At 63.1% G+C, this 21467-nt stretch carries 21 protein-coding genes; 8 read left to right on the forward strand and 13 right to left on the reverse strand.

Annotated elements, in window-relative coordinates; all coding sequences use genetic code 11:
• Positions 1 to 61 precede the first annotated feature (61 nt).
• A complete protein-coding gene (locus AC1DNG_RS00660; protein ID WP_476886376.1) occupies positions 62 to 490 on the forward strand; it encodes a hypothetical protein in 429 nt (142 codons plus the stop codon).
• 666 nt (positions 491 to 1156) lie between these two features.
• Entirely contained in the window at positions 1157 to 1879 is a 723-nt protein-coding gene (locus AC1DNG_RS00665) for a hypothetical protein (RefSeq protein ID WP_476886377.1), read from the forward strand.
• Positions 1880 to 2118: 239 nt separating this feature from the next.
• Here AC1DNG_RS00665 and AC1DNG_RS00670 read toward each other — a convergent pair whose 3' ends face one another.
• Positions 2119 to 3222 carry a serine hydrolase domain-containing protein gene (locus tag AC1DNG_RS00670; RefSeq protein ID WP_476886378.1) on the reverse strand — a complete coding sequence of 368 codons (1104 nt, stop codon included), beginning with the start codon at positions 3220 to 3222 and terminating at the stop codon, positions 2119 to 2121.
• Positions 3223 to 3766: 544 nt separating this feature from the next.
• Between AC1DNG_RS00670 and AC1DNG_RS00675 the strand changes: the two genes are divergently transcribed.
• Genes AC1DNG_RS00675 through AC1DNG_RS00685 form a run of 3 tightly spaced genes read left to right on the forward strand, consistent with a single transcriptional unit; the run spans position 3767 to position 6249 of the window.
• Positions 3767 to 4072 carry a hypothetical protein gene (locus AC1DNG_RS00675; RefSeq protein WP_476886379.1) on the forward strand — a complete coding sequence of 102 codons (306 nt, stop codon included), beginning with the start codon at positions 3767 to 3769 and terminating at the stop codon, positions 4070 to 4072.
• A gap of 48 nt (positions 4073 to 4120) precedes the next feature.
• Positions 4121 to 4585: a hypothetical protein gene (locus AC1DNG_RS00680; RefSeq protein ID WP_476886380.1), complete on the forward strand. Its 465-nt coding sequence runs from the start codon at positions 4121 to 4123 to the stop codon at positions 4583 to 4585.
• Positions 4586 to 4611: 26 nt separating this feature from the next.
• Entirely contained in the window at positions 4612 to 6249 is a 1638-nt protein-coding gene (locus AC1DNG_RS00685; protein WP_476886381.1) for an esterase/lipase family protein, read from the forward strand.
• 761 nt (positions 6250 to 7010) lie between these two features.
• Here AC1DNG_RS00685 and AC1DNG_RS00690 read toward each other — a convergent pair.
• The 4 genes from AC1DNG_RS00690 to AC1DNG_RS00705 all read right to left on the reverse strand — a co-directional run bounded on the left by AC1DNG_RS00690 (position 7011) and on the right by AC1DNG_RS00705 (position 12222).
• Positions 7011 to 7421 carry a hypothetical protein gene (locus tag AC1DNG_RS00690; RefSeq protein ID WP_476886382.1) on the reverse strand — a complete coding sequence of 137 codons (411 nt, stop codon included), beginning with the start codon at positions 7419 to 7421 and terminating at the stop codon, positions 7011 to 7013.
• A 747-nt stretch (positions 7422 to 8168) separates the two neighbouring features.
• Entirely contained in the window at positions 8169 to 8597 is a 429-nt protein-coding gene (locus AC1DNG_RS00695; protein ID WP_476886383.1) for a YybH family protein, read from the reverse strand.
• 338 nt (positions 8598 to 8935) lie between these two features.
• The gene (locus tag AC1DNG_RS00700) at positions 8936 to 9571 is read right to left on the reverse strand and encodes a hypothetical protein (protein ID WP_476886384.1); all 636 of its coding nucleotides are present in this window, start codon (positions 9569 to 9571) and stop codon (positions 8936 to 8938) included.
• A 242-nt stretch (positions 9572 to 9813) separates the two neighbouring features.
• A complete protein-coding gene (locus AC1DNG_RS00705; protein WP_476886385.1) occupies positions 9814 to 12222 on the reverse strand; it encodes an alpha/beta fold hydrolase in 2409 nt (802 codons plus the stop codon).
• 69 nt (positions 12223 to 12291) lie between these two features.
• Between AC1DNG_RS00705 and AC1DNG_RS00710 the strand changes: the two genes are divergently transcribed.
• Complete coding sequence (locus AC1DNG_RS00710; protein ID WP_476850100.1) at positions 12292 to 12924, forward strand: TetR/AcrR family transcriptional regulator; 633 nt, start codon at positions 12292 to 12294, stop codon at positions 12922 to 12924.
• Positions 12925 to 12950: 26 nt separating this feature from the next.
• Complete coding sequence (locus AC1DNG_RS00715) at positions 12951 to 13811, forward strand: 3-hydroxyacyl-CoA dehydrogenase (protein WP_476886386.1); 861 nt, start codon at positions 12951 to 12953, stop codon at positions 13809 to 13811.
• An 85-nt stretch (positions 13812 to 13896) separates the two neighbouring features.
• Here AC1DNG_RS00715 and AC1DNG_RS00720 read toward each other — a convergent pair whose 3' ends face one another.
• The 3 genes from AC1DNG_RS00720 to AC1DNG_RS00730 form a co-directional block, all read right to left on the reverse strand.
• Positions 13897 to 14703, reverse strand: a complete 807-nt coding sequence (locus tag AC1DNG_RS00720) for an SDR family oxidoreductase (RefSeq protein ID WP_476886387.1) — start codon at positions 14701 to 14703, stop codon at positions 13897 to 13899.
• 248 nt (positions 14704 to 14951) lie between these two features.
• Positions 14952 to 15332 carry a nuclear transport factor 2 family protein gene (locus tag AC1DNG_RS00725; protein WP_476873750.1) on the reverse strand — a complete coding sequence of 127 codons (381 nt, stop codon included), beginning with the start codon at positions 15330 to 15332 and terminating at the stop codon, positions 14952 to 14954.
• A 270-nt stretch (positions 15333 to 15602) separates the two neighbouring features.
• On the reverse strand, positions 15603 to 17222 hold the full coding sequence (locus AC1DNG_RS00730; RefSeq protein ID WP_476886388.1) for a phospholipase D family protein: 1620 nt from the start codon (positions 17220 to 17222) through the stop codon (positions 15603 to 15605).
• A 274-nt stretch (positions 17223 to 17496) separates the two neighbouring features.
• Between AC1DNG_RS00730 and AC1DNG_RS00735 the strand changes: the two genes are divergently transcribed.
• Complete coding sequence (locus AC1DNG_RS00735) at positions 17497 to 17802, forward strand: hypothetical protein (RefSeq protein WP_476886389.1); 306 nt, start codon at positions 17497 to 17499, stop codon at positions 17800 to 17802.
• Between the two features lie 139 nt (positions 17803 to 17941).
• Here AC1DNG_RS00735 and AC1DNG_RS00740 read toward each other — a convergent pair whose 3' ends face one another.
• The 5 genes from AC1DNG_RS00740 to AC1DNG_RS00760 form a co-directional block, all read right to left on the reverse strand.
• Positions 17942 to 18460: a DUF2087 domain-containing protein gene (locus tag AC1DNG_RS00740; RefSeq protein WP_476871721.1), complete on the reverse strand. Its 519-nt coding sequence runs from the start codon at positions 18458 to 18460 to the stop codon at positions 17942 to 17944.
• Positions 18461 to 18560: 100 nt separating this feature from the next.
• On the reverse strand, positions 18561 to 18989 hold the full coding sequence (locus AC1DNG_RS00745) for a nuclear transport factor 2 family protein (RefSeq protein WP_476886390.1): 429 nt from the start codon (positions 18987 to 18989) through the stop codon (positions 18561 to 18563).
• The gene (locus AC1DNG_RS00750) at positions 18980 to 19786 is read right to left on the reverse strand and encodes an MBL fold metallo-hydrolase (RefSeq protein ID WP_476886391.1); all 807 of its coding nucleotides are present in this window, start codon (positions 19784 to 19786) and stop codon (positions 18980 to 18982) included. The genes AC1DNG_RS00745 and AC1DNG_RS00750 overlap by 10 nt, the downstream gene beginning before the upstream one ends.
• A 116-nt stretch (positions 19787 to 19902) precedes the next feature.
• A complete protein-coding gene (locus AC1DNG_RS00755; RefSeq protein ID WP_476886392.1) occupies positions 19903 to 20397 on the reverse strand; it encodes a MarR family winged helix-turn-helix transcriptional regulator in 495 nt (164 codons plus the stop codon).
• Between the two features lie 260 nt (positions 20398 to 20657).
• Positions 20658 to 21461, reverse strand: a complete 804-nt coding sequence (locus AC1DNG_RS00760) for an SDR family oxidoreductase (protein ID WP_476886393.1) — start codon at positions 21459 to 21461, stop codon at positions 20658 to 20660.
• Positions 21462 to 21467: the final 6 nt, after the last annotated feature.

Consider the following 21467-nt stretch of genomic DNA (forward strand, 5'->3'; position numbering starts at 1 on the left):
ATAGCGCGGATATGATTCCTCAGGCATTATTCGCATAACCATTGGGGAAACCTTGTCTGAAATGAACAAACAGCCGAAACGTCGCGGCTGGATCTGGCTCGTCGTTATCGGGCTGCTTGTCGCCGTCATCGGTATCGTCAACGGATCCATGAAGGCCGGAGGCATGTGCGGCAGCGTCTTCAGCCCGGATAACCATGTAGCCGAGCTCTACGACAGCTTCACGGGCTCGTACGGCGGTGGGGTGTCACAGTGTAAATCGGCCATCGCCGCGCACGCGGTGCCGACGTGGATCTTGATCGTCCTCGGGGTCATCTTAGTCCTGACCGGAATCATCGTCCGTTCCATCGGCAACAACCGCCCCCCGGTCGTCACGGTTCCGGCGCCGACCGTTGCTTCGCAGATCGAAGACCTGTCCCGGCTGAAGGCACAGCGGCTTGTCAGCGACGAGGAGTTCGAGGCGAAGCGGGCTGAGTTGCTCAGCCGGCTCTGACCAACCCGCGGACATAGAAGGACCTCGGTAAACCGGGGTCCTCCGTCGATGATGGGTCAGGGGCGCCGATCACCCCAGCGTCCGGATCATCGCGAGGCAACTATCAGCTGTCCGTGCCGGAAAGCACAAGACACTGGCTGCCTTGCGCGAGATCTCTAGGGACCAGCAGGACCCGGTGCCGGCGACAACTGTGTTCACGTGCATGCCTTGCCGGAAGCAGATGGGACACGTACGAAAAAGCGCGTACCTGACGGGCGTAGCCGCAGGCTTTCTGCCGGGCTACAGCGTCGTCGGTCGGCCAGCCGCAACGCCAACAATCGACTCCATACCGCGTCTGCAAGGCCGTCCCGGACCACGGCGGCACCCGTGCCGCGGAACTGGCCGCTATCCGCCGGGCCCGCAGGCCACCCTGAACTTGCACCCGGTCCTGCGCACAAGGTTGGCGTACTCAAGGCTCTGGAGCTCACGGGCCGGGCCAACACCGTTCTGGAGGGCAAGATCGCCGCCGGCTCGGGCGGGGGAAGACACCGCGGCCCTCTTCGAGGAATACGGCGGCACATACTAGGGCCGAAGGCAGCGGGGCTCGCAGTCACATCCTCAATAATCGACCGGCAGTCGGATAGCCTGTGATCGATCCGTATGAATGCCGAACCCATGGGGGGAACCTTGACCGAGAACCAGAGCGTACCGTCACACCCGCAGCACCCGCCCGGGCAACACCAGCCCCAGGCTCCGGCAGGCTTCGGCCAGCCTCAGTATCAGCAGCCCTACCAGGGACAGCCTGGCTACGGGCAGCACCAGCCCCAGGCTCCGGCAGGCTTCGGCCAGCCCGAGTATCAGCAGCCCTACCAGGGACAGCCTGGCTACGGGCAGCACCAGCCCCAGGCTCCGGCAGGCTTCGGCCAGCCCGAGTATCAGCAGCCCTACCAGGGACAGCCTGGCTACGGGCAGGCCCCGTACCCGGGGCAGGGCCAGCCGCAGCAGTACGCGCCGGCGGATGTTCCGGGATACCCGGCCGTCGCGGCTGGTTCCAGGTCATCGGGCTACCGGCTGGCATCCGGGATCGTCATGGTCGCCCTTGGCTTCTGGATGCTCATCTCGTCCTTCATCGGGATCTCGTCGTACAGATCCTCGTCGTTGGCGGTACTACTCCTCTTCACCCTCATTGCCGCAGCCGGAACTATGACGACGGGCATCATCCTGCTGATCAAGCAGCGCGCGAGGGCCCGGGCCCTTCCGATTATCGTGCTGTGTGTGGCCGGGGTTGACCTGCTGCTGTCATTCTTCGGCATAGCTGCCACTGGGGCGTTCCTGTTCGCATTCCTTATGACGGTCCCGGTCCCCATCGTCATGGGCATCGGACTTTCACGGGAGACACGCGGGCTCTGACCTGGCGGGCGGCGGATGGCCCGGCGAACTCCTCATGAGGGGATAGTGACTCGGTGTCCTGACTGCCGTCCAACAAGGCTTTCCGGTGCGAGTACGTCGCCCGGCAGACGGCCGTGAAGGCAAGGACAAGCTGTGGATGACCGAAGCTGAGCGCGACGCGATCCGCTCCATCCTCGATACATGCAAGTAGACGGTCCTGCGCGGATATGCTCTGTGACTGCTTCGCGGGCGTGACCAGATCATTGGCAGAGGCGGTCGAGGGTTTCCTGGGCGGCCTGTTCCATCTGCGTCTGGAGCAGGTCGATGCGGCGCGTGGATGCGGGGTCCTGCCAGGCCAGCGGCTGTAGTGCCATGGTCATCGTGATCTGGCTGCCGCCGTCGGCGCTCGTGATGGAAATACTCGTGTAGCCGAATATGTGCCCTGCATGGCCGTAGCGGACGTCGTCGGAACATGCGTCAGGATACCGCCCCAGACCAAGCCCGTAGAATTCGCCCTTCTTCATTTCCTCAAGCATGCCGGGGGAGAGGAGCTGGCCGCGGAGGAGGGCACGGTAGAAGGTGTTTAGGTCCTGGGTGGTGGAGATGACGCCGCCTGCGGGGGAGCCGACAACAGCCTCGGGCTGGGTGAGATCGACCCGTTCGCCGCCCTCAATGACGTAGGCGTGGATGTTGTCCGGAGCCTGGCGGTCCGGTTCGACCAGCGACGTGTGCTGAAGTCCCAGGGGCGCGAAGATGTCTTGATTGAGCACGTCGGCGACGGGCCGTCCGCGCAGTTTTTCGATCAGCTGACCGAGGGCCAGGTAGTTGGAGTTCGAGTAGGAAAAGCGGTCCACGTTCTTGGACTCCCACGGGAGAGTGGCGGCCAGTTCGAGTCCTCGTTGCATGCTGAGCCGCGTGTTCGCAACCTGCTTCAGTGGTCCCGCCGCGTATTCCGAGTCGCCGAAATCGGGCATGCCGGAGGTATGGTTCAGCAACTGGCGGACGGTGATCGGTCCGGGCGGCCGCAGCGTGGTTCGGAAGCTCTCCAGGACGCCGTTCACCGGATCATCGAGCCCGATAAGTCCCTGGTCGACGAGTTTCAAGACGGAGACGGCGACCATCGATTTTGTAATGCTGGCAACGGATACCCTGTCCTGGGGCCGGGCCGGGTCCTTGCTGTCCAGGTTTCGCACCCCGTAGGCCTTGGACCATTCGCCGCCCGGCCATCTCACCTGCACAACAACGGACGTCGCCCCGCCCTCCATGAAGTGCTGGACCCTGCGTTCCAGAGAATCCGTCGCTGCCTGGGTCGCGAAGACGCTCGACGGGGCCGGCCCGGGAAGGGCCCCAACGCAACCGCTCACAGCGAGAACGAGAGCCGCGGAGAAAACTGCGGCACCGAGCGGACAAAAGCGCGTCCGCCACCAAACAGCCAAGGCACCCATGCCATCGTTTTACGCTCAAACGTGTCCAGTGGGTAGTCTGCAGCCTCTTAGCCGATCGGATGACCCTGACTGCAGGTTGTTTCGCCGGGCAGGATGTCATGGCCCTGAAGACAGGTCACTGATGGGGGCGAGGGATCTTCGTGCGCGATGAAAAACAGGTTGCTCTTGCCATGGCTGATCGCTGCGTCCTGGCGCTTGATCCAGGAAGGAGGACGGGAGGCGCCTGCATCGACTCATCGCCATGTTGGTGTCCGGGTCTCTTGAAAGGATTCCTGATCACGGTGACCGCGACCTTCCAATAGCACCGTTCGCTGCTTTGCAGTGGTTTCGGTGCACCGAGTATAGGCGTGACGCCATTCTGAAAAAGGCTTGCACGTCGGCAGTCCAACCTCGTGTATGGAAGGTCTGTGCGGGACTGCCCCGGGCACGCGCCTTCGATGGTAGTTCTGCCGCTGTATCCCACATGCGGGTCATCGCTTCGAACGTCAACAACTGCGGTGTATATACCGACATCAACGGTTCCAAAGTCACGACACGTCTGGACCCTGTAGATACGTTTGGACCCGGAATAGTCTCGTGGGTCGAATCCTATGAGCTCCACTCAAAGCCGTCGGGAAGCGGTGTTTATCCCGACGGGACGAAACTTGATGAGCAATACGTAGAACTCCAATCACGGAATGTCGTGGTGAGGGTGACTACAATCGGCCTGAGCCATGCAGATGTTCAGAAGCTCGTTGATGCCGCGAAGGCAAAGCTCGATTCGTTCTGACAGCACCGTCGCCAGACCTCAAGTAATCCTGATCGGTTAAGGAAGCCATTGGACAAGACTGCTGACCCCGCGAGACATCGACGGATCTGGGCGCTTTCTGCAGCGGGTTTGCTGATCGCAGCAGCCATCGTTGCTGCAGTCATGCTCCCAGCCATGCCGACCGTTCAGCACCGCGATAGCCCTTCTCCATCGGAGCAGCCCACTGTTTCGTTGAGTCCTTCCGCCGCACCTCCCAGTGCAGCCGAGTTGAACAGCGTCCAGAACGCACTCGTATCTGGATCGAATGAACTGATGGCTCCCCTGATCGGAGCCCCCCCGGGTACCGTCTTGGCCAGCCGGTTCTCTCAGCAACTCAAAGACCTCCATATCCAGTTGGACCAAAAGTCCCTGAAAGCTGCCGGGGGCGGCTGGGACGTCGCTGCACAAGACAAAACAGGAAAGACATGGCATGTGGGGCTGATGAGAGATTCAACTGGCGTGCTCGTTATCTTCTACGGGGAGGCCGCGCAGTGAGGACTCTGACCGCCGTCGTAGCGTCCGTGGCACTGGTTCTCGCCTCGACTCTGTCGGTCATTTCCGTCCCGGCCTCAGCGGACACTCAGTTGAAATGCCAACCGCAGCCGAACACAATCCCGTCTTCGCTGTCCGAGGTGCCCGTGGTCTACGTGCACGGGTGGCTCGGAAGTGCTGACGGTTCTGCCGACGCCGCAAAAGACCTGTCCAGGGCCCTCGGGAGCGGCTACAAGGTATTCGCCTTCGACTACTCGAAGTTGAACACCACGTGGGGTGCCGAGTCGACAATCGCAGGGTGCCTCGCGCTGTACATCCAAGAGGCAGCGAATGCCTCCCGGGCCGGTAACGGAGTAGGCAAAGCCGTGGCCGTTGCCCATTCGATGGGCGGCATCGCCGTCCGGGCAGCTTCCGGGATTCTCGCTTCAACACATCACGAAGGCGATCTCGCCGGCCTCGTCACTCTGGGCACACCACACCAAGGGTCGCCTTTTTCAGGCGGTTACGCGACCGCCATGGAATGGGAGCAGCGACACCTCCAGTTCAAGTCGCTGCCCCTACCAAAACCTGACACGGCCGCATCGAAGTGTCTCGCGTGGCCGAGGCCACCTGACTGTGCCCCTGTGCCGTACCTGACTACTGGGCAGAAGATCGCCACGATCGGCGGTCAGATGACCGTTCAAATCAAACTTTTTGATCTCCAGCCGTTCCCCTCTGCGGATGCAGTTGTCGGGGACGGAATCGTCAGGCTTAGTTCAGCGTGGGGCTATCTCGGCTCAGCGGCGGGCACCGTGCCGAGGGGGTCGCTCATTGGGATGGACATGATCACGTGCCAGATCAGCACCAGCTACATTAACTACCGCACGACGGCCCTCGGCGGTGCACTCACAGCGGGATTACATATGTGGACGGACTACGGCGCGCTCGACCAGCTTGTTTCCGGAAAGGCGGGGATCCGAGGTGCTGAATGGGCTGCCGCTATTGGTATTGCGGGCCCTCCGTGTGCGCACGGCAACCTCCCGACCAACGGACAGGCTGACGCTTTGACCGCGAAATACGTAAAAATAATGGCAAACGCCCGCCAAACCGAAATTGTGAAGCTCGACCCTTGGGCACAACCTGATGGGCCGACGGGAGCCACGCAGTTCACGTTCAGCGGTACACCGGACGTCCAATCCGGCTACTGCACCCAGACGGACTCCTCGGATCGACACGATGTCTACTCCTGTTCGACAGAAATGGGGCCCGGCGGTTCTCATGCCATCTGCTTCGCCAAACCCGGATCAAACTCGGACTATGCCTGTACCGGTGGATCGCCCACAAAATGGATTGTCCTTCACGGGATGATCCGCAGCGGTCAGGCGTATACGAGCGAAGCCAACTCCGCCTTCCTCCCCGTTTTCCTCGACTTGGCGAACGGGACCAGCTGCACTCGGTATCAAGGCTTCGCCGCCCCCGATCCACCGCCCGGGCGCGATGTCGGCTACTTCTGCGAGGGCCAAGTAGGTGGGGTTGCCGGCTTCGTATGGTCGAAACCCCTCAATACCGTAGGATCCGTCGATGCCAGGCTCTGGGACGGTAAAGCGGTTTCAGGGCAGTACCAAGTGTCCTACGGGCAAATGGGTCAGACGCCTACCGAGGTCGAAGTTGTCCGCGCCTACGGCTAGAAACGCAAGCGTCTCCTGCCGCTCGACCAGGCTTTGGCTGGACCTGTGACACATTGACTTTTGAATCTGGCATTTCCTTGACGGGTGCTGAATTAGTACACATGATTGGGGTACCCGATGGGGCGCGTTTGAAAAAGCGTGTACCTTGGGCTGAAATTCGCCGCACTGCCGTGCGCGTCTACTGGCGTTCTGCCCGCCGGCGGTCTGGCACGGATGCAGCCCGCATCGGCTGCGCGCACGCGTTCCCGGAACGCAGCCGTGCGTCAAGAAGCTCGTCAGCTCGACTGGAATTCAGCCCCACGCAAATCCAGCTCATTAGGGGCCAAGTGAACGGACTCGACGGGTCCAGCTGGATGCAAACATTCAGTCATGCATTAGCCCTGACATTCAGTTCAGACGACATAGGTCTTCAGACGGCGGTCCGCCATGAACCTAAGGTTCACGGCGGGGTATAGCAACAGTAGACCGCAACGCTCTTCGCGAGTAAGTCGGCAAGCCCACCGATCGGTACACCTCGCAATTGCTCACCGAAGCCAACCTGGGAGGCGGAAGGAATGACCGGTTGGCCGAAAGGACGCAACGTACACCGAACCGCTAAAGACCAGGCCCCATACGAGACTGATCCTGTGCGATGGGCAGTTCGTCCAGGGCGGCGATCAGCTGGCTTATGGTCAGCTGCGGGCCCTCCGTGTCTCAATGGTCATGAGCACCCATGTGTGCGGACGGGGGCGGACCACTCCCCGGGAGGCGCCCCCGAGCGTTTACTTCACGGGGTGGTCCGGTTCGAGCTGGATCGGGTAGCCGGAGTCTTTGCAGGCCTGGACGAGGCCATCGCGGGTGTTGTTAATCTTGATGCGCATATCCAGAAAGTCGTACGGCAAGTTGGTCTCCGTCTCGGTTTTGGCGTACATGGCTTCCTCCTCAACGATGGATTCCAGTTTCGTCTTGACGTCCCCGCCGGCCTTCGCGCTGCCGGCGGCCGCGGTGTCAGCCAGCTTCTTCAGCGATGGCCTGTAGTCGTCTCCGCTGGCGTCGTTGACCCTGAGCTTGTCCCGGAGGTCGACAGCGTTGTACGTCGCTTCGAAATTCTTGCAGGGGGCCTCGTTCTGAGTCGAGGAGCAGCCGCTCAGTGTGGCGGCGGCGAGGACGATGATCGGGAGGAATCGTTTCACCGGCTCATCCTAACCAGAAGCGGAGATAGCGGCCGGGAATGACCTGCTGGAGGGTTTCGTCGTCGGCACGGCCGTCTCGCGTGTACGTCGGAGAAGGCTTCCAATCCCAGCGCTGCGGCCTCTGGACCAAGATCGGCTGATAAGCATCCTAACCAGCCGGAGTGTGAGCAAGATTCCCCGGACGCCCGCTAGTTGAGCAAAGCCGTTCTATGTACTGCAACTCAGCCGCCGAAGGGGTCACCAAAATCTGTACCGAACGGAGCCGACGCCACAAACTTCCAATTAGACGGGCCACTTCGTGCCAGTTCTTAGGATAAGTGCCCCGCGGGATTCCGCCGATACGTTGCTGGAAGTTCTTCCAAGTAGATCAACAACTCACACTCTCATTTAGTTAGACAGGCTATTTGGTCCTTTGGACGAGCTAAAAGGTCCCTGGACAAACTAAACGGTCTTTTGGTCCTGTGTGTGATGTGACGTTCCACGCTACGTGGCCATTTCCCGACTTACGTGGCCACGTTTCACGGTAGTTGGCCAACTGCTGCTCGATGCTGTTGGCCAACTGTGAGGTCTGGGTCCGGTTGAGTTCTTTGCGCACATACACGCCGACATTGTTGGCAGGGCCGCCGGCCGACGCTCCCCTCTCCTGTGATGTTAAATTCGACCGGACACTTGTTGAATCCGCGGCGTGAATGTTCAGGCGGAAGCGGTAGAACCAGCGCGGCTGCGGCCCGCTTTCCGGCCATTTGACTAGGTGGTCCCGCCCCGGAGGGGCCCGTCCTCGTCTGGGCTGCTGATCGGGTCCGCGTGCCGGAGCACAACATGCCAGACTCCGTCTTCCCTTCGGAAGACCGTTGTGACCCGGAGGGTGAACGGACGTGCTTCCGTCCGCCCCGAAACCTTGGCCTTCCAGTGTTCGACTTCGTGGATGACGGCTGTGTCGGCCGACACCAGGCGGTACAGGCCTTCGAATGACCTGCACTCCCCGTCGCGGAAGTGCGCTACTGCGAAGTCCGTTCGCTCTTCAACATCGGCCCAGCCTTGGGCAGCAGGGCCGAACGGGTTCGCGAGGACGATGTCATTACCGTGGGAGTACAACCGTTTGATGTGCCCGGCGTCGCCTCTGGCGAAGGTGTCCAATGCCTCGTGGTATTGCTCGAGGACGGTGTCGAAGTCCATGGCATGCCTCCTGCAGGGATCCTGGGGAACGCCTCTATTTTAGACCTGTGGAGTATTGATGAGCCTGCGGGGCTGGCCGGAACTAAGCCCCGGGACTGTTGCCCTGCCAAGCTCATCGTGCTGCTGAGTCCAAGCCCAGCAAGCTTTTCGACCAGCATGCTGTGGTTCCTCTTCGGATGATGCCTATCCCAGACCGTGTTGCTGTTGAAGTCCCCCATAAGCAACGCCCCGCCGCCAGCGAGGAATCCAGCGTGGCGGTCGACTATCTCATGCGTCGACCGTGATCGGGCCGCCCGCACCTGCGTGGGTACGAGTGGCCGCGATCCTCGGTCCAACGGTCAGGTGTAGTTCAGGCTGAGCAGCAGTGCTTTGAGTTGGGTGTATTGGTTTGTCGCCATCCAGGCTTTCGCGGCCTCCCTGTTCGGGAACCCCGGGTCGCCGAAAAGGACCCGGGTGAACAGTCCGCCGTTGGCGGTGGAGACGAGATTGCACCATGATGCGACGCCCCCGCCCTCCTTCAGCGACCGGGGATCAGTTAGCCCCATGAAGTAGGCATCGCCGTCACCAAAGGATTCCACAGCGAATCCGAAGACGGGCTTCTTGCCGTCCGGCGCCGTCATACCGGAAACTGCCTTGTGATCGAACACGTGACGCGTCACGGGACCGCCAGTGCACCCTGCAGTGACGCCGTTGGCCAGGAAGAGCAGATCGTTTCCCGCACCGTCAGCAACGGTGACCTCAACGCCGGGGAGGCCGGCGGGCGGGTGCACGGTTCGCACGGTCCACGTCTCCGGATAGGCGAAGGAGATGTGTCCGTCCGGGAACGTGAAGGTCTTCAGCGCGGGAGACCCGTGCTTAGCCGCTGAGGCGGGAACCTCCGACGCCGGTACCGCCCTGGCGGCAGGCGCCGTCGGTCCTGCAGTGGAAGCAGGTGGGAAAGTTAACGTCGCCGTGCGGTCTGCCATGGTACTCACGACAAGGCTCGAAGCGGCGGCCGGAGCCCCTGGCTGTGGCCCACAGCCGGCAAGGGCGAGGCCGATGGAAGAACCTGCGATGGTGACGGCAGTGAAGAGTCTGGCGCGATGTGAATGCATTGTGTAGCCCCCAATTCTTATAACGGCGGGCCGAATGTCCCGCTTGAAAGCAAAGTTTCCGGGACGCGGCCAGTAATTACAGCCCGGGCAAGTTATTTATGCCTTCCGATCGCCCAGACGCCTCAGATGGCCGCAGCCTGCCTCCCCGTCGGCACCCGTGACAGGAAGTCCTCCACCACCGCGGCGAACTCGTCGGGCCGTTCGATCTGCGGCATGTGCCCCGTCTTCAAGAACGTGTACGACTCGGCGTGTGGCAACGCTGCCACTGCCGCCTCGAGGTGGCTGAACGGGAGGATGTGGTCGTGGTCGCCCCAGACCACGAGCGTGGGAGTCTCCGATTGCGCCAACGCCCCGAGGAGGGCTCTCCGCCACCCGGCCCTGACGCCAAAGATGGTTCCGAGGTCGCGGGCGACGTCGAGGAGGGTTTGGCGGTGGGATGCCCGCTGCGACAAAGCGAACGCGTGGTCAACGCGGGCGTCGGTCACCAGTGCTTTGTCGTAGAAGATCGACTGGACGGTGCGGCGCGAAGCCACTGGATCCGGACGCAGCAGCAACGCCGCGAGCGGCCCGACCGCGAGCAGGCGCAATACCAGTGCAACCTCCTTGCCAAACCCGGCACTGTTCGCAAGAACCAGCGCCGAAACACGGTCCGGGTGTTCGGCGGCCAGTTTCATGGCGACGGCCCCGCCCAGCGAGTTTCCCATCACGGGGAGCGGCTCGTGCACCCCGACGGCGTCGAGGAAAGCCGGCAAGACGTCGGCCAGCTTCGCCAACGTCGCCGGCCCGGAAAGCCGTTCCGAGTAAGCAAATCCGGGCAGGTCCACGCTGTAAACGGCGTGGCGTGCCGAGAGCCGCTCGTGCTGCCCGTTCCAGTCCTCCAGGCTCTGGCCGATCCCGTGCAGGACCAGCACCGGGTCGCCGCTGCCGGTCTTCCGGTAGCGCAACCGCGTGCCTGCGACGTCGACGTATCCCGTTCCCGGGAGCGTCAGGGGATCCTGGCGCACACATGGCGCCCCACCGGACGCCCGCACCTGTTGTCCGCGCCGACCGAAACGGACCCGGTCGGTCAACCTGCCGGCCCTCAGGAGGGCAAAGTCTCGGAAGTAGTTCTGGTGCAGCCGCCACGGTGAACCGGCACCCTGCCGGGGCAGCTGATCGGCCCCGCGGAAAATGTAGCCGGCCTTCAGGTCAATCAGGGAGGACAGCTCACCGTTGGCGACTTCGGCAGGCGCCGCGGGCACCACCCAATGCAGTCCCCGCCGGTCAAGATGCTTCAGCAGCCGGCAGACGTAGCCTGCGACCAGATCCGCCTTCAGGGTCCACGATGCATTGGTGTACCCGATGGTGAGCGCAAAGTTGGGCACGCCGTCGAGCATCATGCCCTTGTAGGTCAGGGTCTTGCCCACATCCACGGGTTCGCCGTCGACGGTGAGCGTCATCCCGCCAATCACCAGCAGATTCAATCCCGTCGCCGTGACGATGACGTCGGCCGGGATCGACCCGCCCGAGACCAGGTCAATCCCGTCCGGCGTGATCCGGGAGATCCTGTCGGTCACGATGTCGGCAGTGCCTGCGCTGATCGCGCGGTAGAGGTCCCCGTTGGGGATCGCGCAGACCCGCTGGTCCCACGGCTGATACGACGGCGCCAGGTGCGTGTCCACCGCAAAGCCCTGCGGCAGCTTGGTGACCGCCGATTTGCGCAGGATCGCTTTCATGGTCTCCGGCCGCCGTCGGCTGAGCTGGTATGTGAACATCGAAAAGAGAATGTTCTTGACCCGAACGACGTCGTACGCCAGTTGCGCGGGCAGCTTGCCCCGGAGGCGGTCGGCCAGGTGGTCGCGGGACGGCACGGGGGCGATGTACGTGGGGGAGCGCTGCAGCATCGTCACCTTCGCGGCCGACTTCGCCATGGACGGCACAAGTGTCACCGCGGTGGCCCCGCTGCCGATGATCACCACCTGCTTGCCCTCGTAATCGAGGTCGGCCGGCCAGTGCTGCGGGTGGACGATCGATCCGGCGAAGGTGTCGGCGCCCTCAATGGCAGGGGTAAACCCCTCGTCATAGCGGTAGTAGCCCGAGCACACAGACAGGAAAGAGCACGTGAACGTGACCGCCTCGGCGGTGCCGGGTCCCGGGTCGCCGTGCCGGTATTCGCCCTCGGATGTGTGGACGGCCGTCACTGTCCACAGCGCGGTGTCGCTGGACCAGTTGGCAGAGACCACCCGGGTGTTCAGCCGCATCTGCGGGGACAGGCCCTCGTCCGCAATGGTCGCCTCGATGTAGTCGCGGATCGAATCGCCGTCGGCGATCGCCTTGGCACCGGCCCAGGGCCGGAAGGAATAGCCGAGTGTGTACATGTCGCTGTCGGAGCGGACGCCCGGGTATCGGAAGAGATCCCAGGTGCCGCCCACCGTGCCCCGGGACTCCAGGATCGCGAACGTCTTCCCTGGTGTTTCGCGTTTCAGCCGGCTCGCGAAACCTATGCCGCTCAGCCCGGCTCCGACAATCAACACATCCACGTGCGCGCTCATCACGCCAAGCTATCGACTTAAAGTCGAGAGAGTCAACACCGTGTTGATGCCTCGCGTTAGGATGGGCGCATGGCTCCACGTGGAAGACGTACAGCACGGGTCTCGGGGGATGAACGCCAGGACGCGATCCTCACCACCGCCGAGGCGCTCCTTGGCGAGCGGTCATTCGACGACGTTTCGATCGAGGAGCTGGCCCGCGGCGCCGGCATCTCGCGCCCCACCTTCTACTTCTACTTCTCGTCCAAGGATGAGATGCTGCTGGCCCTTCTGGACCGGGTGATCTCCGAGGTGGAACACCGGGTCAGCGAGTTGCCGCGAAATTTCGAAAGTGACCCCGCGGGAGCCTGGACGCGCTCCATTGGCATGTTCGTTGAGGTGTTCGTGGCGCATCGCGGCGTCGCCACCGCGGCGATTGCAGCGCGGGCCCGCAACGACGAGGTGCGCGCCCTCTGGTCCAAATCGATGCAGTCCTGGGTCGATTTCTCGAGCGATGTCATCTCGTCGGAGCAAGCCCGAGGGGCCGCGCCGGACGGCATCGACGCCCATGACCTGGCCGTAAGCCTCAATCTCATGAACGAGCGGGTGATCACCGCCGTCCTCAACCGGGAGATTCCCGCGATCGCGGAGTCCCATGCCCTGGACGTGTTATCCACCATCTGGATCCGCAGTATCTATGGGTCCGTCAACCCCGGCCGTTCCTAGCGCCCGGGTGGAAAGGAAGAACCCGCATGCCCCACCAGATCAAGACCCTGACCGTGCTCGGCACCGGAGTGCTCGGTTCCCAGATCGCCTATCAGGCAGCCTTCCACGGATTCGCTGTCACCGCCTACGACGTCGACGGCGACGCCCTGGAGAAGGCCCGGGCGCGCTTCGCCCGGCTTGTCGGCATCTACCGGGCGGCCAACGTCGGCGGTGCCGGAGAGAGCAAAGCCGAGGCAGCTCTTGAAAACCTCCGCCTTACCTCCAACCTCGGGGACGCCGTCGCCGATGCAGACCTTGTGATCGAGGCCGTTCCTGAGCTGCTCGAGGTGAAGCGGGACGTCTACCACACGCTCGCAGATCTGGCCCCCGCCAAGACCATCTTCGCCACGAACTCATCAACTTTGCTGCCCAGTGATCTCAAAGATTCCACCGGCCGCCCCGACCGCTTCCTCGCCATCCATTACGCCAACAACATCTGGGCGCAGAACATCGCCGAGGTGATGGGCACCGGTGAAACCGATCCCGCCGTCTTCGACGCCGTCGTCGACTTCGCGCGAAACAGCGGGCTGGAGCCAATCGAGATCAGGAAGGAGAAGGCCGGCTACGTGCTGAACTCCCTGCTGGTCCCGCTCCTGAACGCGGCCGCCGGCCTGCTGCTGCAAGGCGTCGCCAGCCCGGAAACGATCGACAAGACGTGGCGCATTGCCACCGGAGCGCCGAGCGGTCCGTTCCAGATCTACGACGTCGTCGGGCTGGGAACCGCCTACAACATTGCCGCCTCATCGCCAGACCCCGGATCGCAGGCCTTCGCTCGGTACCTCAAGGACAACTACATCGACCAGGGCAAGCTCGGCGTCGAGACGGGCGAGGGTTTCTACACCTACTAAGTCTTCGCGTGGGCTGACGGACGGTGCTGACGGACGGTCTAGCGGAGGGGGAGTGGCTGTGGAACCGCTTTTTACACTGACCCGGTCAGCCCTGGCGGTTCGTGTCCAGGACGGTGATGTCCAGGGGCATGCGCTTGGCGCGACGGAGGCGTCCGGCCAGCACGTTGCGCACGCCGCGGGTCACCATGGTCGTCTTGGTCAGATACCGGAACTCGGCGGCGTCCGACGTTACCAGGTCCAGCAGCGGCCGCGCGGCGTCGTCAGGGGTCTGCCCCCACAGCCCGACCACGACCTGCAGCCCGCCCAGTCGCTGCTCGTACCCGGGCTGGGACGTGACGTGCCCCAGCATGTCCGTGATCACCAGGCCCGGATTCATGCCATGCACCCGGACGCCGGTGCCCTTGGTCTCCACCCGCAACGTCTCGGTGAATTGGCGCACCCAACGCTTGCTTGACGCGTACGCGTTCTGCAGCGCTACCGGCCCCTGGTCGCCGTGGCCGTACACGTTGACGAGGTCGCCGCGACCTTGGCCGATGAACACCGGCAACGCCACCCTCGACCCGTGGAACGTGCCGAGGATGTTCGTGCGCACCACTTGCGTGAAGTCCTCGACCGGCGTGGAGGCCGTCGGCCCGAAGACACCGGAAGCTCCGGCGTTGTTGACCCAGATGTCGAGCGTCCCGCGGCTAAGGGCCTCGTCGCGCAGGGCCTCGACGTCGGCCAGTTCACCGGTGTCGCAGTGACGCCCGGATGCCACGATCCCTTCCGCGTGCAGCCGCTCGACTGCGGCCTCGACGTCGGCGTCCGACCTGGACGCCAGCACCACCGTCGCACCCTGATGCCCCAGCAACCGGGCCATGGCCAACCCCAGGCCGCGCGTCGAGCCAGTCACGACTGCCACGCGACCGCGGAGGACATCTCGTTGCGAACCCATGCTTCTCTCATACGCGTAGTGGCGGGGGAGAGCAAGGGCGCAGGCGTGGTGACAGTTCCGAGGTGACTGTCCGCCGGGTGGTTCCCCGGCGGCGCTGTTTCATCGCAACGGGGCAATTGCCGGGGGTCTGTCGGGACGCCGCGGACGGATTTAGACTGAATCATTTCGCGACGCCGGCGGCGTCTGCCTCGGGTGGGGGACGAAGATCAGCGGCCGCCTTGTCGTACGTAGTCGGCGGGATCGTAGTGGATCCGGAGTGTCGAGATTTTGCCGTTGTCGAAGCGGAAGAACTCTGCGAGCCGGACAATCCCGGCCGGCATGCGGGCGTCGTAGAGTGTCGCGGAGCCATCTGCGCCGTGGACCTCTTGGATGATCTCGAGGTCCGACACCGTGGCGATGAAGCCTTTTACGCCTTGGCAGAATCCGGCGGCCCCTGTGCGCTTCCCTGCGATCGGGCCTTCAAATTCGAGGTCGTCGACGAGCAAAGTGCGCAGCTCGCCGTCGGGGTCGAACGCATCTATGCCGGCGGCCAGGATCCGGTAGTAGCGCTGGAGTACGTCTGGCGCAGCCTTGCTCAGCGTGGACATCGGCAGTCCTCCTTAAGATTGAAATCTTCAAGCTCTGCACATCGATCAGGCGGAGAACGCGGTTCAATTTGGACCGGATCGTCGCCGGTCAGGTTATATCCGTTGAGTACAGAAGTCACGACGTCGAGGAGGGCTGCCGCTGCGGAGTGGTGCTCGCCGTCGTCTGCCTGGGATGCACGAAGGTTGAGGCGGAGACGCGGCGGCGTGACGGGGCTACAGTCCCCGGAGTCGTTCAGGCGTTCTGCCGGTTCGCGGCCGTCAGCGTCTTGCCTAGAACTGGGTAGTGCCGCGCAGCCGGCGCGGGCGGCCGTCTGGGTCCATGAGAAGACGGCTCATCGGATCTGCCCAGAGGCGTTGGCGGGCCGACACCGGCTCTGGAGTGTGGTGGCGCGCGTGTCCGGCGGGGCGGGGGGAACGGCGGCCGCCTTCATGCCAGCGGTCGAGAGCGTCTGCGGTAGTGTTCCAAAGTTTGAGCCCGGCCGCCGGGTCGACGAGCTGGGGATCGTTCTGCTCCAGGCCCAGGTGTTCGGCCCAGAGTTGGAGCCGGAGCCCGTGCGCCAAAGGCCGGAAAGTGTCGCGGCTGTTGTCTGTGCCGGGCGAGGGCCGGTTGTCGACAGTCGTGTCGAGTACGGCGCAGGTGAGCTCGCTGTCGTTGGTCCAGGACCGGCGGTTGAAGTTGTCTGAGCCGCAGGTGAACCAAGTGTCGTCGATGATGCAGATCTTGGCGTGGACATAGATCGGAGTTCCCGCGCGGTTCTCCAGGTCGAACACGCCCACCCTGTCGGGCGCAACCCTACGCAGCATGCTGATGGCACGCAGTTGCCCGATCCGGGCCGCCGGCCCTGCGAGAGGCCCGTCAGAGTCGGGGTAACGGGGTACAACGGCGATCACGTTCAGGTCGAGATTCCGGTCGAGGGCCTCCGCGATTCCGGCTGCGACCTCTTTCGACCACAGGTACTGATCCTCGACGTAGATCAGCGAGCGGGCGCGGGCGAAGGCTTTCGTGTAGGCGCGGGCAATGCTGCGCTCCCCAACAGGCGCGAACGGAAACGGGGGACGTTTCACCCCGTAGGTGCGCAGCAGCTGCACGGAATGAGGACCCGCCGGTGGCGGTGGCGGTGGCGGTGCAGTGGCCGGGAGCGGTTCGGGGTGCCGGGGCATGCGGGCCAGACGTTGCAGCAGCATCCGGTAGGGGGTACGCCGGTCCAGAGGATGCGGGTCGTTCCACCGTTCAGCAAATACTGCCAGGACATCTGCGACCACGGGGCCACGCAGTTCGAGGGCGGCATCGTGCCATGGCGGTCGTTTCCCGTACCGGGAATCCATGCTCACGGCCTGCGGGTCTCCCGCGTGGTCGGCATCGTCCCGACGGCTGTGCGAAAGGTCGATCCCGCCAACGAACGCGACATCCCGCGACGGGTTGTCACGACGGCGGATGACGAAGATTTTTTGGTGATGGGAGCCAAACAGGCGTACACGCTGATCCAGCAGCACCTCTCCGCCCGCGTCGTTGACCTGACGGCTTAGGAGCTCATTGGATCGGCCGCTGATCGGGGCCGACACGCGCTCTCCATGGGATCTCCAGACAAGGCCACGCACTTCCACTCCCTCACGGGCCAAGCCAGCGAGCACCTCACCGATCGACGGTCCGTCCGCCAGCAGCCGCTCGTCGGCGTCGCCACGCCAGTCGGTGAACCACACGCGGTCCCCGGCCTGCAGAGCCGTCAACTCCTCATGCAGCCGGGCGAAGTAGGTCGCGCCATGAATCAGGGGCCGCACAAGATTGCCCTCCGACCACGGCGGCGATCCGGCACCGCCCGCGTGTACGTCTGTGGCCAAATTCCCCCGCTCGGCGCGGCTCAGAAACCACGTACCAGCATCACTGTCCACTCAGTCCTTCTTTCGGCGCCCGAGCCCAGGGCACTAGTGTCCGGTCTTCAACGTAGCGACTGTGCTGCCCAATGTCACCGACCGGGTCAAAGGCGCCGGTATCAGAGGACCCGTGGAACACCCGCTCCTGTCGGGCGCCCACTTGAACTGATACCCAGGGATTGCTTGTAAGGAAGGCGGCGCAGCACCGGATCAAAGCCGCTCTCCGGCCCTACCGGGATGACGCTGGACGGCCTATCGTGGTCCTGACATAGCCCGAGGGAAAGGAACGACGATGTTCACCCTGCAGATTAGCTATCCGGTCCGGGACTACGAGGCCTTTAAGAAGGTCTTCGACAGCGATCCCGCAGGCCGAGCCGCCTCCGGCACCCGGTCTGTCCGCCTGTTCAGGGATACGGAGGACCAGAACAGCGTGGCCGTGCTCCTTGACTTCGACACCAGGGACGCCGCGACCGGCTTTCTGGATAAGTTGCGCAGCCAGGTGTGGGACAAACCCGAGGTGATCGGGCAGCTGATGACGGCAGCGCCGACAGCCAGGATTCTGGAAGAAGTGGCCCGCGAGGGCCAGGGCGCGGGCTGACCGCTGAGAATCATGCTGGACTCGCGGTGGCACAAGAAACCGCGACATCCCGTGGGTGCCAATGTTGGCTCTCGGGCAGGTTTGGGCGCTATGAGAGCGTCGAGTTCAAAGCCCACGTAATGCCCGCATGGAGCCCGCGTTATGCCTGCCGGGAGTATGAGGAACCCGAGGCCGTCCGTTCCAGTAGTCCGAAGTCGATCATGTAGCGGCGCAGCATGACGACGTCATCGGTATAACTGAGCAGTCGTTCATTAACCTGCTTTTCCGTTAGGTGTTCGCCCGGCTCAAAAGCTTCGCTGACGATCCAGGCCAGGAGCTCCCGCCGTTCCGTCATGTTGGCTGGATACCTCTCGATCCGCCCCAAGCGCATGAAGCGGGCCAATCCGGTCTGCGGCTGCCGCCGGGGTTGCTGCCTGAGGAGGTCGCGGAAGATCGCCTCGGGTGCCTCAAGGTCACTGGCGGCATTGCTTTCCACGAGTCCTGACTCAAGGAGGGCAGCGATAGCCCGGTTTCGCCGGTGGTCATTCAGGTCAGCAAGCACGTCGGGGAGCTTGGCGCCGAGCACTATCTGCGCGTAGGCGGTCCGAGCGTCCGTGTTAGCGAGGGCTGCCACTACACGCCGCCAGTGCGGTCCACTCACCATCGTCGTTCCGGTCACAGCGTTTTCCTCACTCTGCATTTGCCCCGGGGGCAGGCCGGCTTCGGGATCCAGGTCCGGTTCAGCCGACCTTGAGGGTCAAACGAAAGTCGTCGCAGACTTATACCAACACGCTTGCTTCGACGACTTTTGCGGTGTCGACAAATTGTTCGAAGCGGACGATGAGTCCGCCGCGGACGATGAAATGGTGGGCCACCCGGACGTTCAGGGGGTTCCCGGTTGACCGGTGCGTGGCGGTGTACCTGGCGAGGACCACTACGTTTTCACCTTCTACGATGTACGTGTCGTCGTGGGCTACCCAGCCGTCCCAGTCCCGGCCGAGAATTTCCATGACATTGGAAGTGACCCCGTCGGGGGTGCGGTAGGTCCCTGCGAGGGGGAAGCCGGCCATCTCAGTCCATTCAACATCCGGGGCCATCGTGGCGCGGAGCGCTTCGAGGTCACCGGCTGCTGAAGCCAGATACTGCCGGCGGACGACATCGCGCGGGGAGGTTGAGCGGGCAAGTTCGGTGATGTCACTCAGCCCCATGTCATTTCCCCCTTGGCGACCTTGGGTCCGATTTGCGCCGCGATCAACATCCCGGAATTCGGGTAGCTTTCGATCAGGGCAGCCGTAACGGCCGCGGCATTTGCTGAGCGGGCGAGGATCCGTTCGAATTCCTGGAGGTAGGACCGTGTGTAGTCGATGGCTGTGGAATCGTTGGCCGTTCCCGGCAGCCGGTGGCCTGCGATGACGAGATCCGGGTTCAGGGCCCGCATCTGGTCAAGTAGTTCGATCCAAGCCGAGCGCTGTTCGGGGGTGGCCGTGTCTGCTGTCCAGACGTGTTCTTCCTGGAAGACAAGGACTCCACCGACGACTGCATTCTGATCGACGTTGTAGAGGTAGTGCCTGTCCGGTAGCAGGTCAGAGCCGCCTCGGAGTTCGAAGCGGTACCCGTCGAGTTCGATCGCGTCTGCACTCAGGGGCGCGATCGTTGCCAAGCGGGTCGGAAGATTGGCACCCAGTGCTGCCCACGCCTGGAGTTTACCTTCGTAGGTTGCCTGGATGTGCTCGATGACGATCGGTGTCGCCAAGACTGTGGCATTTGGGAACGCATCGGCGATGACTTCCAGGCCGAAGTAGTAGTCAGGGTCAGCGTGGCTGATGAAAACGGTTTCCAGGTCTTTACCGGAGTCCAGGATGGCCGCGACGAGACGGTGACCGTCGGCCCGGGTGAAGCCGGCATCCACGAGGAGGGCCTTTGATGGGCCGGTGATCAATGTTGCTGACTTGTTGGGTGAACCTGCGGGGAAGTCGAGATCCAAGACTTCAAAATGCAGCGACATGCTGGTGAACCTTTCTCGGATGCCCCGGAGTGTCCGAAGCGAGTCGCGCAGATACGCTTACTCAAATCCAACAATAGCTGACTAGTCAGCTATTCCCTAGGGATAAGACCGTTCGATCATGGCATGATCGGCAGGTGCTGTGCAGCGTTTTTGCTGATCTTCTTCACGGCCGCTGACAACACCTCGGCTTCTGCGGGTGAGAGCAGGTCGAGCATGTACCGTTCAATATTTTCCACGTGGCGGGTGCTTGCCCGGAGGAGGACGTCTTCGCCATGTGTGGTGAGGCGGATGAGCTGGACCCGGCCGTCGACAGCAGAGCTCTCGCGTTCAATAAGGCCCAGCGCTGACGCCCTCTGCACCAGTCGGGTGGCTCCGCCGGACGTCAATACCCGCGCCTGCGCGATGTCACGCACTGGAATTCCCTTGTTGCCGCCCCTTGCCGCCAGGAGGAGAAGTTCAAAGAGTGAATGGCTGAGCCCGAACTCCTGTTCCAGGGCGCGGCCGAGGAGAAACTCCAGCCGGTTCGCCGCACCCAGTAGGCGCCCGAAGACCAAGATGCGATGATCGTTGGCAGCCTCTTGGCCTGATCCAAATTCCGTTGCATTGTTCACCGTCCAACACTAAGCGGAACTAACGGAGTGTCGCTTGCCTCTTGTCTAATTCGGGGGGCGAGAATCAGGAACATCACGAATGTCTATATCAGCGATTTCCTGCGTGCGGGAAGTCCATGAGTAATTCTGGACCGGAGGCCCGACCCCTCGCAGGTCGTTCACCCCGGCACAAAACTGGCCGGTTTGGAGGCCTATCAGCGGGCCCGGCCGGAGGGGCGAATCGAGCCGGCGGGATCGTGGTGGACAGCTTGGCGGCCGACTTAGCGGGAAAGCCAGCCCCCGTCGACGTTAATGACGGTTCCCGATAGATAGGTGGACGCCGCGGACGCGAGGTAGACCGCGGCCCCGCCGATTTCGTCGGGTTGTCCCCAGCGGCCTATAGGCATGCGGCTGCGCATGGCCTGGTACCGCGCAGGGTCTTCGCGGTGGGCTGCGGTGAGCTCTGTTTCCATGTATCCGGGGGCTATACCGTTGACTCTGATTCCATGGGGGGCCCACTCGTTCGCGAGGGCACGGGTCACTCCCAGGAGTCCGTGTTTGGATGCCGCATAGGAGGGTACTTCGACGCCTCCTTGGAAGGCATTGATGGAGAGGATGTTAATGATGCTTCCAGGCCGGTCCTCGTCGATCAGGGAGCGCGTGAACGCTTGGGAGAGCACGAAAGGTGTAGTCAGGTTCAAACCGATCACGGATTCCCAGTCTTCGAGGGTGGTTGCGAGCGCAGGACCGCGCCGGATCAGTCCGGCGTTGTTGACGAGGATGTCGGGCCCTTTCCCGGTTTCCTTGGCCCAGGTGATGATTTCTGCGGCCTGGTCCGGCGAGAGATTGGCAAGGTTCTGCGACCGGATCCGGCACCTGACGCCTTGCCCTTCCAGTTCGTCCTTGAATTCGTTCAGAGGCGAGAGGTCCAGCGCCATGACTTCTGCTCCGGCAAGTCCTAGGGCAGTGGCTACCGCACGGCCCAGTCCTCTGCCGGCGCCTGTGACGAGGGCAGTTTTGCCGTGCAGGGAGAAGGGGTTCGCCACGAGTGGCTGTCCGGCCGCAAGGGTTGCAGTGTTCCCCATTGCTGA

This window comes from Arthrobacter sp. 01T425 (genome assembly GCF_056398725.1).

What these genes read in the sequence shown, in the direction of transcription:
- AC1DNG_RS00660 (WP_476886376.1), top strand. Translation starts at nt 62, where the DNA reads ATGAACAAACAGCCGAAACGTCGCGGCTGGATCTGGCTCGTCGTTATC.
- AC1DNG_RS00675 (WP_476886379.1), top strand. Translation starts at nt 3,767, where the DNA reads ATGCGGGTCATCGCTTCGAACGTCAACAACTGCGGTGTATATACCGAC.
- AC1DNG_RS00695 (WP_476886383.1), bottom strand. Translation starts at nt 8,597, where the DNA reads ATGGACTTCGACACCGTCCTCGAGCAATACCACGAGGCATTGGACACC.
- AC1DNG_RS00705 (WP_476886385.1), bottom strand. Translation starts at nt 12,222, where the DNA reads ATGAGCGCGCACGTGGATGTGTTGATTGTCGGAGCCGGGCTGAGCGGC.
- AC1DNG_RS00710 (WP_476850100.1), top strand. Translation starts at nt 12,292, where the DNA reads ATGGCTCCACGTGGAAGACGTACAGCACGGGTCTCGGGGGATGAACGC.
- AC1DNG_RS00715 (WP_476886386.1), top strand. Translation starts at nt 12,951, where the DNA reads ATGCCCCACCAGATCAAGACCCTGACCGTGCTCGGCACCGGAGTGCTC.
- AC1DNG_RS00725 (WP_476873750.1), bottom strand. Translation starts at nt 15,332, where the DNA reads ATGTCCACGCTGAGCAAGGCTGCGCCAGACGTACTCCAGCGCTACTAC.
- AC1DNG_RS00735 (WP_476886389.1), top strand. Translation starts at nt 17,497, where the DNA reads ATGTTCACCCTGCAGATTAGCTATCCGGTCCGGGACTACGAGGCCTTT.
- AC1DNG_RS00745 (WP_476886390.1), bottom strand. Translation starts at nt 18,989, where the DNA reads ATGGGGCTGAGTGACATCACCGAACTTGCCCGCTCAACCTCCCCGCGC.
- AC1DNG_RS00750 (WP_476886391.1), bottom strand. Translation starts at nt 19,786, where the DNA reads ATGTCGCTGCATTTTGAAGTCTTGGATCTCGACTTCCCCGCAGGTTCA.
- AC1DNG_RS00760 (WP_476886393.1), bottom strand. Translation starts at nt 21,461, where the DNA reads ATGGGGAACACTGCAACCCTTGCGGCCGGACAGCCACTCGTGGCGAAC.